The following is a 12,726-nucleotide window of genomic DNA, read 5'->3' on the forward strand; positions in this document are numbered from 1 at the left end:
ATTATATTCGGCGAGCTCGATACGCTGATGGATCGACTCGCAGTGGGAAACGTTAAGGACGACAGCAGTCCGCGCGCGTCATTCTACGTTTCAGCGGCGATAGAGCGCGCCCGAAACATTCTTCGGTGGGACGCAGACATCGCAAGTCACGCACTATTCGAAACTCGCATCAGGTTGGCGATTCACTTGGCTCCGCGGACAGCCATCGCGTACGACCGCTCAAACCCTACGCCGCGTTGGAAGTTGATTCGACAGCATCTATTTGAAGCATTTGGCCGTGCGGGGACAGCTGATATTGACGAGCTAGCGCGTGATCTCGCGAAGGTATTGGATACATTTGACAGTGAGCGCGAGCAGGTTACGAGCCGTCTGTCATACCTTCTTAAGCACAACGGCGCGATTTGTCAGAGCTGTCGAGTGGAATTCTTTATTACGCCGAAAACGCTAAACGAATGTGATGAGTACAAACCCTACTATTTGTCTCCGGAAGAGTTATTAAAACCGGAGGTTGATCACATAGATGCGATAAGCGCCCTAGGCACAAATGCACTCAACAATTTGCAACTACTGTGCCGTCTGTGTAACCAAGGTAAGGGTGACGGCCTCGGCCTTAGCGTACGTGAAGAAATACGGAACTCAGGGTTCGCCATTAACAGTATGTCGGCTGCCTATCGCGGAAGGTTGCTCTATTATGTACTCTTGAGAGACGCCCGTGTATGCACCAGATGCCACACTGTCGACGCCGAGCTGACGATCCGTCCGGTTGTTTCGACGGGTGCGCTGGTTCGCTCGAACATGCGGACTGTATGCACGAAATGCTGCTATTAGTCAACCTTTGTTGAGGACTTGAAGAAGTAGACTAGTCAGCAATTTGACATCATTCGGTGTGTTTTGAAGGGCGTTCCACTTGCGCTGATCACCTGGGCCGAGTTCCCACGTGCCTGCTGTCCAAGCGGCGACTTCGTGGAGGGTTTCGAGGCTGCGGTCCAAATTTGCTGCTGGCAATTGGTCCGCGTCGTACTGTTCGGTAAGTGAGTCCATTACGTAGCCCATCGCCTGAATCCCGACGCCGTGGGTCAAACGAGACTTGCGCGGTATGAGCTTCCACTCGATCGGCCACATACTTTCGACGATGCTCCAGTAGATCTTCAGATGCAGGACCATCTGCTCGACATCGCCGGAGCCATCCTCAGGATCGCGGTACTGATAGAGGGCTCCGTCATACAAGCTGTTCTCGATCATCTTGAGAACGCTGTTGTCCTTGATGTATCCATCGGGAGAGGTCGGTGTTGCGATCGCACCCTGAAACGGACTATCGGAGTCGAGATTCAAACGCGTCATTATCTGTGCTGGCAACTTGCGTCGCGCGTACTTCGGCGGCAGATAGCCCGCGGCATCGGGCAACAGCTCGTGAATGAGTCCCTTGGGCAATGGCTTTGTGTTGTTCACCAGAATGAACTGCGAGCGCTGCTCATCGGCGCCCGAAGCGATGAATGCGACGGCGGCGATCGGGAACTCAGCGACATCGGCATCGCGAATCGCCGCAACTCGCTGCTGACCATCCACCAGTAGCGCGGGTTTCTCCGCCTCCTCGAGCGCCTCATCGACCGGGATGACTAACTCGCCCATGGTCGAATACTCGACGGATCCTCGACGCCGCCCCGGTATGAAACGCACGCGGGAGTCGAACGCGAGGACGACAGCGTTGGGCAGTAAGGCCTCGGGCGACTCGATGTACCTTCGGATAGCACGAATGTGGTTCATCACTTCGGGCCGTTGGTAGCCGTCGAGTTCGCCTTGGTCGGTTCGCTTCACTCGAGAGACTGCGGTGAAGTCAAGAAGTCGTTTGCCGTCGATCGCGAAGCAGTAGATCTGTCGGCCCCCTTGCCGCACTTCCAATGCCGGAACTTTAATCTCGTACCTATCAGCCACCACGGGTCCTTTCAAGGATTGACGCGTCTGCGGGACGGAGTGTCTTCATCTTCGCTGCGAGCACTGACAGGTTGTGGAAGCCGCGCCGCTTGTTTCGTTCGCTGGCACGGAAGATCACCATCTCGACACCGTGCTTCTCGCACAGGCCGCATTGGCACTTCCGCCATGGTGCGGCATGCAAAGTTTCTGCGTACTGACTCCGGTAGGACTTCTTGACGCCGATCACATCTTCGTAGGCGACGACCGCGTCGAGTGCTTCGTCGGCTGAGATCTCGCCTCGATCAAACGCTCGCAGAGCTTGGAGACTCTCACGTTCGGCCTCGATGGCATGACGCTGCGAAACACGGCCGGACAGGATCGCTCGCTTCAAGGTGACATTTCCATCTACTTGAGGAACCTTGATGGCGGCAAAGGTCCGCTCGATGGTGTGGTAATTATCCTTCTCGTCCATGAAGGATTGGCGGAACGACGACGTGCTGTCGAAGCTTGTGACCCCGAGGGATTCGAACTCGGCCATCGCTTCGAACCGGGTGATCCCCAGCAGGTGAAGTCCTGTGTCGGGCTTTCGGATTCGGTCGATTGTAAGGAGGCAGGCCAGAATGTCCGTGGTCTTCAGCGGGACCATGCCCCCGAGTGCGATGTGGTTGTACCCAATGTCCTGAAGCTGGCGGACACTGTCCGCATAACTCGCAGGGTCCCAGCCTTGTGCCGCTCCAACTAACCGCAGTGCGGTGTTGCGCTCTTCAGCTGCCGCCTTGAACTTCTCCGCGAATGCCAGCGAGATTCGCCTGCGTTCCTTCCACTCGTCCGGGGCGTCGCTTAAGTCGCGGCGGAATCCCAAGATGATGTGGTCGATACTCACCCCAGCGTCGAAACCGCACTGTTCATAGAAGTCCAAAACTTCATGCACAGTGTAGGGAGGCTCGGGTTCATTCACGTAGTTGAACGCACCGCAATCACCAAGTGTCTCAACACCTTCTGGAAGTCGAAGAAATCCGCGGACTCCGAGACGGTACAGGCGTTGCCGTTGCGGCATCGAGTACTTGCCGACGCCCTTGATTGACCCATCGACGATCGCCTTCGAAACGAGTACTCCGTCGTACGCGCGAACCGTGAGCACTTCATGCGCATACTTGTCGTCGCGCTGCCGCACACGAAGCGGCGAATGTTCGTCGTGTATGAAGTCATACGTCGGGCTGACCTGGTCTTGACTGTCCGGAAAGTAGAACTTCACGTCTGCTCCTTGCGCGCCGTGACATACGCCCGTGCAAGAAAGTTGGACAACGCCGAAATATGTTTTGAGACGTTCTGCAACTCGTCCCACGGCAGTCCCAGTTCTTCCCATGTGCCACTGGTCCAGCGGCACTGCGGAACGATGCGCAAGAGTTCTCGCTTCGTGTCCGCTTCAGCTGTTGGTGCAGTTACATCAATGTGCACCATCACTCGGTCCATCAGGCGACTCATGGCGCGAACGCCGACACCACCCATGAGTTTCGACTTAGTCGGCGGTTTGCCCCATGCGTCGGGAAAGAGGTCTCGGACGGCGTTCCAGTAAATCAGCAGAATTCGCCTGATGCCTTCCGTATCGGTCGAACCCGTCGCCATGTTTCGGTAGGGAAACAGGACGCCAGACGGAGATTCAAGCGACTCCTTCAGCGCTTCAACGAGACTCGTATCGGTCACGACACTCTGCCGACGGTCGTCCACATCACTGGAAGCGCGCTTGACTAGTCCGAAGAATGGTGATTCGGGATCGCGATTGAGCATGTCAACCAGGGCCGAGGGCATGCGGCGCTGTGAGAGACGCGGAGAAGGTGCCGAAATGACCTCTGGGAGTAGTTCAGTGACGAGATTCGACGGCAGTGGGGCGACAGTGTTGACTCGGAGAAATTGATCTCGTTGGAGCTCCAGGCTAGGCGCGACGAACCCGGCCACCGGAACTGCGAGTCGTGTATTACTGGTGCGCGCTAGTGCCAGGCTTCGTTGCTGGCCGTCGACGATCCAAGCTGGGCGGGGATCCTCCGGGTTATTGGGAATCGGTATCTCGAGCGTGCCGGAGGTCGCTAGACCGTCCGTGGTGGTCGGCCCACGACTGGATCGAAAGCGCACGTTGTCGGGCAGTGCGAGGATGAGGCCATTGGGGAACAACACTTCGCCTGAGTTCAGGTAGTCGAGGATCTGTTTTACGTGGTTACGCCGCTCTGGGCGCTGGTACCCGAGCAACTTGCCAGCCGCGTCGCGGGATATTCGTGCCACGTCAGCGACGAGGTCAACCTCTTCTGCGGCCAACGCAAAGAGGTACAAGGGCATGTCCGAATTCTGCTCGATTCGCAGTGCGCGACGTTCGATTACGCGCTCCGGGTCATCGCTCATCGCATCGCCGCCCTAGCGCGGAACAAGTCACCGAATCGCTTTTGCTCACAGGCGATGCCATCATCTCGGATTTGCCGCAGCGCTCTGGTAGCAGAAAGGTTCGGTCGTTCTGCGAGGAGTCTGTCGATCAACGCGGTGATCTGAGCATCCGTCATGGGGGTGCGGTCGTAGCTCTCCACATGACCCACGGACCCTGCCCACTTCGACCACGCAATCTCATCGGTTGACCTGTAAAGGTTGCTTCCCGTGCGGCATTTCAGCCACCGTCGAGCCATCCGAAGGCTGACACTGGAGGCGGTGCCTCCTAGGTTGGCGCGTAAGGAGCGGTTCGCGGGGAGTCTCGGTAGACCGTCGATGTCGCGAGCGCCGCCTACGAGTAGAAGGTCTCCGCCGCGACGCGCAAGGCGAACGAGATCGTCATCCATGCTTCGGGCATACGCTTCCGACAGCACTAGAAGGACGCGATCGTCCGTGTCATCGACCAGCGAGTTGATTGAGTCAAGCGAGTCGAGGCGCCGCCACCAATCGCGGAGCCCCGCCGTGTCGGATGCGACAGAATCCACGTGGCCTCCCGAGAAGGTCGCCGCGTACGCACTTGCTTTGGTCGACACATCGCGCAGGCCCAGGCCTGCGGAAGCGACCATCGTTTGCACGGTGTAACCGGCACTCTGTGCGTCTCCCACTAGTCCCCGCGCTTGTTGCCACGCTTCGCCCTGGTAAAGATCAACCAGCCTGACCTTCGGTTTTGCTTTCTCAAGGCGTTGGCGCCATGCCGTAAACCGCATTTCACTGTCGCCCTCAGGTAGTGATCTGATGCGGAGACTCTCGTCAGGTGCCACCGACTTTCTGTCGGTGCAGTTGACTACGATCGTCAGTTTCGGCACGTGCCAACTCCTCGGCCTCGATCAAAACTACACATCAGATGTGTCGGCTCTCGGGTGTAGTTTCGGCTACTATAACCGCACACACCGACAAGCTCGGGAGGATGTCTTGAAAACACCCGCAGTTGTACTTCTCAGTGGCGGACTCGACTCGACGACGGTGCTGGCCATCGCCAAGAGTCGCGGGTTCGCGGCGTATGCGCTGTCATTCCGTTACGGGCAGCGGCACGCAATCGAGCTCGAATCTGCACAACGCGTCGCTGAATCTCAGGGCGTCATGAGGCATGTAGTGGCCGACATCGACCTCCGTGTCTTCGGCGGATCGGCGTTGACGGCCGATATTGAAGTCCCCAAGCACGACACGGTGGCAGAACTAGACGAAGAAGACATTCCGTCGACGTACGTGCCTGCACGCAATACGATCTTTCTGTCGTTCGCACTCGCCTATGCCGAAACGGTTGCAGCCCAAGACATCTTCATCGGAGTGAACGCCCTTGACTACTCCGGATACCCAGACTGTCGGCCCGAGTACATTGCCGCATTCCAGGCGATGGCCAACCTTGCGACCAAGGCTGGCGTTGATGGAGGTGCGATGACGATCCATACGCCGCTGATCAAGATGACGAAGGCTGACATAGTGCGCACTGGGACAGAACTAGGCGTGGACTATGGCTTGACCTCGTCCTGCTATGACCCAAGCGCCATTGGCCAGCCGTGTGGAAGATGCGATTCATGCCTGCTGCGCCTGAAGGGATTCGAGGAAGCCGGGCTTAGCGATCCGCTCGCGTATCAGGCTGCCTGATGCCTTACACGGTCAAGGAGATCTTCTACACCCTTCAGGGGGAGGGGCATCACACAGGCCGACCAGCAGTGTTCTGCCGTTTCGCCAGTTGCAATTTGTGGACTGGCCGTGAGAGAGACCGGTCGACGGCAATCTGCCAGTTCTGCGATACGGACTTCGTCGGCACCAATGGCGTTGGCGGAGGGCACTTTCGCAATGCGAGTGATCTGGCCGCAGCGGTAGCGCGAACTTGGCCCGAGGCCGGGCACGCCGACCGTATGGTCGTGTGCACGGGAGGTGAACCGCTGCTGCAGGTGGACGCCGAACTCGTCAATGCACTGCACAGTGAAGGCTTCTATATCGCGATCGAAACCAACGGGACACGTCCGGCGCCCGACGGAATCGACTGGATATGCGTCAGTCCGAAGGTCCGTGCCCCGCTGGTGCTTACGTCAGGTGACGAATTGAAACTGGTGTATCCGCAGGAGGGCGGGGATCCAGCGCAGTTTGAACACCTTGACTTCCACTCATTTCGGTTGTCCCCGATGGATGGTCCCGCGGTCCGCGAGAACACGGCGGCAGCCGTTGAGTACTGCCTGAAGCGTCCCAAGTGGCGCCTTAACCTACAAACCCACAAGTTCCTAGGAATCCCATGACCGATACGATGGAAATCTTCTACGAGTTCAAATTCGAAGCGGCGCATCGGCTTCCGAACGTGCCGGAGGACCACAAATGCTCGCGATTGCACGGACATTCTTACCAGGTGCAGGTTCATGTGAAGGGTCCGATCGGGGAGCAGTCGGGTTGGGTCATCGACTTCGGCAACATAAAGGGTGCCTGCAAACCCGTCATCGATCGACTTGATCACTACTACCTCAACGAGATCGACGGTCTGGAGAACCCGACTAGCGAACGACTCGCCGCGTGGATCTGGCATGAACTCGCGTCGTCGCTACCGATGATGTCCGCTGTCCAGGTTCGAGAGACGTGTACATCGGGTTGCGTCTATCGCGGACCTAGCGTCGGGTGACGATGGACCTGCTTCCCGACGTACAAGGTGCACCGGACACTCGCGGGATCGACATCGACGAGGTTGGGGTAGGCAGTCTTCGGTACCCATTGACTTTCGACGACGGTGACATCAAGCAGTCGGGGGTCGCCGAGGTTGAGATGACGGTTGCGCTGCCGGCAGACCGTCGCGGAACCCACATGAGCCGGATGGTGCAGGCAGTCGAGACACATCTGCGGTTGGTTAACCCCTATGAGCTACACACAGCGTTCAAGGCGATCACCGGATTGCTCGATGCGACCGATCTACGCATTGCACTCGGCTTGCCCGTGGCGACCTGGGTTGCGTCGCCAGACACGGCAAATGGCGGCTACCAAGTCCATGACCTCAGTTTGCAGGGAAGACTTGCCGACGGCAGTTTCCAACTGAAGACGACGATCACGACGGATGTGACTACTCTGTGCCCCTGCAGCAAGGCGATCAGTGACTACGGCGCACATAATCAGCGGAGCAGGGTGTCCCTGACGGTCGACGGAGAGGATGACGGACCCTATCCCGTTTCAGCCTCGGATCTCGTGCAGTTGATACGCGGCGCTGCATCGTGTCCAGTGTTCCCCGTCGTCAAGCGGCCCGATGAGCGCGCCATCACCATGGCGGCCTACGACAACCCGAAGTTCATTGAGGATCTGATGCGAGATCTAACCCTAAGTTGCCGGGAGTTGGGCCTGCCTCATGAGATCTCAGCGCGCAACATTGAAAGCATTCACAGTCACGATGCTGTGGCGAGGCTGAATTGGGTACCGACAGAGTAGTCACGGTCTTCACACTCCGAACTCTTTAGCACGGTTACTTCTCATAAATTGCAAAAACGTTGATATCGGGTTTGGACTTTACGGTCCCTATTGCGCGCACCCCGTAGCTCCATCCGCGTTTGACCACGTTGTAGGCAAAAATTCCTGTGTCTACATTGCCTCGTCCGACGAGGTGGAGATGGATGGGGCCACCCGGCGTGACCACTCGGTAGTCGATCCAGCGTGGCCGACCGCCAGATCCGATCGTAGTTTCTATCACTCGAACGACTTTGTTAGCATCCCAACGGTCGCTGAACCATGCCCAATACGCGTCTCGCTGGATTGCGAAGTCGTTCGCGGATGGATTGTCTGGATATCGTATGGGAAGCGAGTCCCCATCTTTAATGAATGCTTTGGTGAGTGGCTCGAAGAATGTGATGACTCTGCCGTCGTTGAGTTCGGCCGCGGACGGTAAGAATTGTGTCCGTTCTGGAAAGTCAATTGCAGCCAATATTCGAGGGCTTCCAATAATGTCTTCGCGGCTCGGAGGTTGCCAGTTCTCGCCAGTGGGGCAGATCCAGGTTCGGTCGGATGGGAGATTGAGAACGTAATGAAGTCCGAGTTCTACGAGTTGTCTCGTGGGCGAGTCCGTTGGCACTAGTTTGACTGTCCGGCCCGACGTCTCGTTCGTGCCGTGTTTTTCTGTCAGCTCAGAACCTATTTCGGCCTTCAGCCACGGAAATAGATTTCCCAGTCCGAGGGTGCCTCGCAGTCCAGCGGTACGGTCAAGCGAGTTCGCTTGCTGTGCGGTCAACTGGACCTCCGTCTCGTTGTAGGCCGGTCTGAGCACAGCGTCGTACATTGCTCGAATCTGCTCGTCGTCGATGAAGAGTGGCGCGTCTGCGAGCCACGCGAGCCACTGTTGCCGAGCATCGCTGTCTGCTTCCACAACGCCCTCCTAATTTCCGTATCATTGCTACAACCTGGCGGGGTGAAGTCGTCGTGCTGCACGTGCGAGGGACTCATTGCGTTCGAGGTTAGTGACGTAACGTCTCCGACTGTATGTGTTTGCTTGGCAATCCGTGTGGCGACTCTTTGAGCTCGTCGGTTCCACGCCCTAGCGGCCGACGACTTAGCATCGGTAGCGATCGATCGGCACGAATGCTATAGCCCGGCGGCGCCGGATATGTCGATAGACCCGGCACTTGGTCGCCTTCACCTGCAGAATGCAGGGGTGCGTGCGCAGTCCATCGTGACTGCCGCAGATTTGGCCGTCGTTCCAATCGTGGTATCTCGGTAGGTTCGGCCCGCGGCCTCATGCAAATCAGCGACGTCGGCGTACAAGGCGCGCGAGACTATCGTGAAGTGTCCTGCCTGGTCGGCCGACAATCACCACTCTAGACAAGGTCTATTGGATCGACTTGGTAACCCGCGCAAGAGCACTCATCGATACCGCCGTACACCTGACACCCTCCTCGATCGTGGTCAATCGCGGGGTGAACGCAATCAGAACAACACAAGGTTTCAAACCTACCCGTCTGTGTGCCAGCTTCTGGATGGTGCTCGATCACAGGAATTTCAGCGATGCGAGCCCGGGTCATGCAGTCGACCGATCCGCGCGATGCTGCACTAATGAATGCAAGACACACGTCGGGCCTGCGATCAACCATCCGTTGATTGCGTGCGGCGATGTCGGCAATGCCGTCTGTGCGGAGGTCGACTGAATAGCTTTCCTCGAGCGGCCGCATCAACTCTTGGATTTGCGGATCGCAACACGGGCGATCGCATGCTGAGTCTTCGAGGTATAGCCATTCATGGGCTAGTGCATCGACGCCTAATGGCATCCCGCCGTGGACGAGGACGAACGGACCGTGGTTAATGACCTGCTCCGACAGCGTGCCCCAGACGATGTGGTCATCTGGCCAGCTGCGTGCCCCAGTGACCAAAACGACGCGCATGAACAGTCATGGTGGTCTAAGGAGGGGCTCGCAGCAATAGAGTTTGGCTAATCGCAGGGGCGTTACCAAAAGCGTCCGCGTGCTGGCTTGTTGAGATCGTCGAGTGCGGAGTCGTCGCCATGATGCCAAGCCTCGACGGCGCGGCACAGCGAATCCCGGTCGTGGCGGCGCTCGTTTCGATTCAACCCACGGCCTTCCCAGCCGGCGTGGCGCATCCAGCATGAGCAGATAGCCGTTCCGGCCAGCCGGCTAGCCCGTTCGAGTCACCTGAATCTCGATGTCGTCCGCGCGGGCCGGTGACTTGCCGCTCCCGGCGGTGACGTGAACGGTGACGGGGCGTCCCGTCACCGCGTCGAGGAAGGACAGCGGTGGGCGTCCGTCCTGCAGATGCTTGTCGCCCCACTGCACCAGCGACATGAATACCGGCAGGAGATCCTCGCCCGCCTCGGTCAGGCGATACTCGTCGCGGGCACGCTGGCCTGGCTCGCGGTAGGGGACACGGGTGACGATCCCCGCCGCCTCGAGTTGCTTGAGCGCGCGCGACACCGCGGGTGCGGAACTCTCGGTCCTCATGACGAAGTCGTCGAAACGCACGGTGCCGAAGAACAATTCGCGAACCGTTTGAAACGCGACCTTGGTGCTCAGTACCTCGAGCGTGCGCGTCATCGAGCAGGCGTCGCCGATGTCCCACTGCGACCGGTCGCGCAAGTCGGGCTCGAACTCCATGGTCCACTCCGTTCTGAATAACGCTTGCATTAGTCAGCATAGCATGCTTGCATGGAGATGACTAACGAAAACGTTAGTCAGATATCCAGTCGAAAGGACCGCCATGACCATGGTCGACACCCTCGCCGAACGCAACGACGACTTCGCCCGAACCCGATTCAGCCCGGGGCTGCCCATGCTTCCCCGACTGCGAACGCTCGTCGTGGGCTGCGTCGACCCACGCGTCGATCCCGCGCACGTGCTCGGCCTCGAGACCGGCGACGCCGCCGTCATCCGCAACGTCGGCGGCCGCGTCACCCCCGACGTCCTCGCCGGGCTCGCCTTGCTGGGCAGGCTCGCCAGATCCCTGGTCGGCGACGCCGCACCCATCATCGACCTGATAGTCATGCAGCACAGCGACTGTGGCATCACGCGCCTGCAAGATCCGCCAGACCTACTGGCCGCCTACTTCCACGTCGACCCCACGGCCCTTGCCGACAAGCACGTCGCCGACCCGCGTGCGGCCGTCGCATCCGACATCGCCATCCTGCAGAGCGTTCCGCAACTCGCCGCAGCCTTTCGGCTCACCGGCGTCGTCTACGACGTCGACACCGGCCGAATCGACATCGTCCACTCCGAAGTGAAGGAACCAGCATGAGCACCAACGACCTCTACCTCATCACCGCGGCCACTGGAAAGACCGGGGCCAACGCCGTGCGAATACTGCGCGAGGACGGCCAGCGGGTGCGGGCGCTCGTCCACACCCACGATGCCCGCGCCGAGGCGCTGGCGGAGCTGGGCGCCGAGATCGTCACCGGCGACCTGCTCGACTTCGCTTCGGTGAGTTCGGCATTGGCCGGCGTCACCGCGGCCTACTTCTGCTATCCCATCGTCCCCGGTCTCCTGGACGCCACCGCCATCTTCGCCCAGGCGGCCACCGAGGCCGGCGTGACGGCCGTAGTCAACATGTCCCAGATCAGCGCTCGGCGAGACGCGAAAAGCCATGCCGCGCAGAATCACTGGCTCAGCGAGCGGCTGTTGGACCGCTCGGCCTTCGCCACCGCACACCTGCGACCCACGTTCTTCGCCGAATGGCTGGCGTGGCAGTGGTCGCGCGACGACGACGGCGGAGTGTTCCGGCTGCCCTTCGCGGACGGTCGACACGCACCCATCACCGCGGTCGATCAGGCCCGCGTGATCGCCGCCATCCTGCGAAACCCCAAGCCTCACGACCGGCAGATCTATCCGCTCTACGGCCCGACCGAACTCGACCATGACGGCATCGCCGCGAAGGTCGCGGCGGTGCTCGGCTTCCCGGTCCGCTACGAACCCGTCGACATCGACGCGTTCGCCGACGTGCTCCGCGTGGAAGGCCACGGTGACTACTTCGTTCAGCACATCACCAATGTGGCGCAGGACTACCGTGACGGCATCTTCGCTGGAACCAACAACCTCGTCGAGGTGATCACCGGAACTCCAGCGCTGACCGTGGAGCAGTTCGCCGCAGCCAACCGCGACACCTTCATGACCGCCGGACAGGCACCGGCGTGGGAGAAGGTGCGTGCGTAGCCCGCTGACCCGGCCCACGAAAACGTGGGCTGCGTTGCATCGGTCCGTGGACAAGGCTGGAGTGCGCGCTTGATGTATTGATGGGGCGCTAGTTCTCGTCAATCCGGCACCATGGTGAAGCGCGAATCACTCGGGGGCGCACCGATGTGCGCGCCGATCTGGCGTGCTGGCGCCCTCTCACTAGACGCCAACCGATCCCCGCGTTGGACGTCGTGGCACTACTCGGCGCGCAGTTCATTCGCCACTGCCCGGCCTGCTTCAGTCAGGCCGAGCCAGATCGAGTAGTCCCACGATGCCGTCTCGGTGTAGTGGTCGACGAAGCGCTCATGGAGACGATCCATGGCCACATCGGTCGGCTCCCACGCGGGAAACGTTCCGTCGGGCCCAGGCAACTCGCCGATCTGCACGAGCCCGTCATCGAGCAGTGAGTGAACGGTCCTGAGTGTTAAGTCCTGGCGGTCTTTGGCGGTGTCGGCCAGGTGGAAGTGGGAAACAATCTGCTGGACCTCCGCGAGCGAGACCCAATCAGACAATCCGCTAGTTAGTAACTCCGCGCGTAACCGCTCGTCGGAGTTCTGGTCGCGCTGCGCGTCGTGTGTCATCGAGCCGTCCTCTGTCATTCGTTCGAGCCACCGTTCCATCCGGTATGCCATCGCCAATCACTGGCAGGTCGGGTCCAGATGCGTCAGATCCGGGAGGGTCTACGTAGAACTTCCGCACCATCGCC

General features: G+C 59.5%; 14 protein-coding genes. 7 read left to right on the plus strand and 7 right to left on the minus strand.

The window, feature by feature from the left end; genetic code table 11:
* The first annotated feature begins 27 nt into the window (after nucleotides 1-27).
* Nucleotides 28-828, plus strand: a complete 801-nt coding sequence (locus N536_RS43620) for an HNH endonuclease signature motif containing protein (RefSeq protein WP_369798475.1) — start codon at nucleotides 28-30, stop codon at nucleotides 826-828.
* On the opposite strand, the gene dbpB (N536_RS0126640) is transcribed toward N536_RS43620, so the two are convergent.
* The 3 genes from dbpB (N536_RS0126640) to dbpB (N536_RS0126650) are packed head-to-tail and all read right to left on the minus strand — an operon-like array spanning nucleotide 829 to nucleotide 4,305.
* The gene (gene dbpB / locus N536_RS0126640; RefSeq protein ID WP_029116408.1) at nucleotides 829-1,932 is read right to left on the minus strand and encodes a DGQHR domain-containing protein DpdB; all 1,104 of its coding nucleotides are present in this window, start codon (nucleotides 1,930-1,932) and stop codon (nucleotides 829-831) included.
* Entirely contained in the window at nucleotides 1,925-3,166 is a 1,242-nt protein-coding gene (gene dpdA, locus N536_RS0126645) for a tRNA-guanine transglycosylase DpdA (protein WP_029116409.1), read from the minus strand. Before dpdA ends, dbpB (N536_RS0126640) begins: the two co-directional genes overlap by 8 nt.
* Nucleotides 3,163-4,305 carry a DGQHR domain-containing protein DpdB gene (dbpB, locus tag N536_RS0126650; RefSeq protein WP_029116410.1) on the minus strand — a complete coding sequence of 381 codons (1,143 nt, stop codon included), beginning with the start codon at nucleotides 4,303-4,305 and terminating at the stop codon, nucleotides 3,163-3,165. Before dbpB (N536_RS0126650) ends, dpdA begins: the two co-directional genes overlap by 4 nt.
* Nucleotides 4,306-5,157: 852 nt before the next feature.
* Between dbpB (N536_RS0126650) and queC the strand changes: the two genes are divergently transcribed.
* From queC to N536_RS0126675, 4 genes are read left to right on the plus strand one after another with little or no spacing between them, the layout of a single operon-like run.
* A complete protein-coding gene (gene queC / locus N536_RS0126660) occupies nucleotides 5,158-5,988 on the plus strand; it encodes a 7-cyano-7-deazaguanine synthase QueC (RefSeq protein WP_231514640.1) in 831 nt (276 codons plus the stop codon).
* Nucleotides 5,988-6,623: a 7-carboxy-7-deazaguanine synthase gene (queE, locus tag N536_RS0126665; RefSeq protein ID WP_029116413.1), complete on the plus strand. Its 636-nt coding sequence runs from the start codon at nucleotides 5,988-5,990 to the stop codon at nucleotides 6,621-6,623. The genes queC and queE overlap by 1 nt, the downstream gene beginning before the upstream one ends.
* 8 nt (nucleotides 6,624-6,631) lie before the next feature.
* A complete protein-coding gene (gene queD / locus N536_RS0126670) occupies nucleotides 6,632-6,997 on the plus strand; it encodes a 6-carboxytetrahydropterin synthase QueD (protein ID WP_029116414.1) in 366 nt (121 codons plus the stop codon).
* A 2-nt stretch (nucleotides 6,998-6,999) separates the two neighbouring features.
* Nucleotides 7,000-7,788, plus strand: coding sequence for a GTP cyclohydrolase I FolE2 (locus N536_RS0126675; protein ID WP_036437694.1), 789 nt, complete (start codon nucleotides 7,000-7,002; stop codon nucleotides 7,786-7,788).
* A gap of 34 nt (nucleotides 7,789-7,822) precedes the next feature.
* Here the strand turns inward: N536_RS0126675 and N536_RS42355 are convergent, their stop codons facing one another.
* From N536_RS42355 to N536_RS0126685, 3 genes are all read right to left on the minus strand, one after another.
* Entirely contained in the window at nucleotides 7,823-8,716 is an 894-nt protein-coding gene (locus N536_RS42355) for a hypothetical protein (RefSeq protein ID WP_155948733.1), read from the minus strand.
* A gap of 448 nt (nucleotides 8,717-9,164) precedes the next feature.
* Complete coding sequence (locus N536_RS41790; RefSeq protein ID WP_036437697.1) at nucleotides 9,165-9,725, minus strand: SLOG family protein; 561 nt, start codon at nucleotides 9,723-9,725, stop codon at nucleotides 9,165-9,167.
* Nucleotides 9,726-9,974: 249 nt separating this feature from the next.
* The gene (locus tag N536_RS0126685) at nucleotides 9,975-10,451 is read right to left on the minus strand and encodes a helix-turn-helix domain-containing protein (RefSeq protein WP_029116416.1); all 477 of its coding nucleotides are present in this window, start codon (nucleotides 10,449-10,451) and stop codon (nucleotides 9,975-9,977) included.
* 103 nt (nucleotides 10,452-10,554) lie between these two features.
* Between N536_RS0126685 and N536_RS0126690 the strand changes: the two genes are divergently transcribed.
* Both N536_RS0126690 and N536_RS39540 read left to right on the plus strand, forming a co-directional pair.
* Entirely contained in the window at nucleotides 10,555-11,088 is a 534-nt protein-coding gene (locus N536_RS0126690) for a carbonic anhydrase (protein ID WP_029116417.1), read from the plus strand.
* On the plus strand, nucleotides 11,085-11,999 hold the full coding sequence (locus N536_RS39540; RefSeq protein ID WP_036437699.1) for an NAD(P)H-binding protein: 915 nt from the start codon (nucleotides 11,085-11,087) through the stop codon (nucleotides 11,997-11,999). Before N536_RS0126690 ends, N536_RS39540 begins: the two co-directional genes overlap by 4 nt.
* Before the next feature lie 218 nt (nucleotides 12,000-12,217).
* Here N536_RS39540 and N536_RS39545 read toward each other — a convergent pair whose 3' ends face one another.
* Entirely contained in the window at nucleotides 12,218-12,601 is a 384-nt protein-coding gene (locus N536_RS39545; RefSeq protein ID WP_155948734.1) for a hypothetical protein, read from the minus strand.
* Nucleotides 12,602-12,726: the final 125 nt, after the last annotated feature.

Origin of the sequence: Mycobacterium sp. URHB0044, assembly GCF_000620625.1 — a bacterium.
Lineage (GTDB): Bacteria > Actinomycetota > Actinomycetes > Mycobacteriales > Mycobacteriaceae > Mycobacterium.

Bases quoted from the DNA above. Each gene is read 5' to 3' on its own strand.
- N536_RS0126675 (WP_036437694.1), top strand. From the start codon at position 7,000: ATGGACCTGCTTCCCGACGTACAAGGTGCACCGGACACTCGCGGGATC.
- N536_RS41790 (WP_036437697.1), bottom strand. From the start codon at position 9,725: ATGCGCGTCGTTTTGGTCACTGGGGCACGCAGCTGGCCAGATGACCAC.
- N536_RS43620 (WP_369798475.1), top strand. From the start codon at position 28: ATGGATCGACTCGCAGTGGGAAACGTTAAGGACGACAGCAGTCCGCGC.
- N536_RS39545 (WP_155948734.1), bottom strand. From the start codon at position 12,601: ATGACACACGACGCGCAGCGCGACCAGAACTCCGACGAGCGGTTACGC.
- N536_RS0126685 (WP_029116416.1), bottom strand. From the start codon at position 10,451: ATGGAGTTCGAGCCCGACTTGCGCGACCGGTCGCAGTGGGACATCGGC.
- queE (WP_029116413.1), top strand. From the start codon at position 5,988: ATGCCTTACACGGTCAAGGAGATCTTCTACACCCTTCAGGGGGAGGGG.
- queD (WP_029116414.1), top strand. From the start codon at position 6,632: ATGGAAATCTTCTACGAGTTCAAATTCGAAGCGGCGCATCGGCTTCCG.
- N536_RS39540 (WP_036437699.1), top strand. From the start codon at position 11,085: ATGAGCACCAACGACCTCTACCTCATCACCGCGGCCACTGGAAAGACC.
- N536_RS0126690 (WP_029116417.1), top strand. From the start codon at position 10,555: ATGACCATGGTCGACACCCTCGCCGAACGCAACGACGACTTCGCCCGA.
- dbpB (WP_029116410.1), bottom strand. From the start codon at position 4,305: ATGAGCGATGACCCGGAGCGCGTAATCGAACGTCGCGCACTGCGAATC.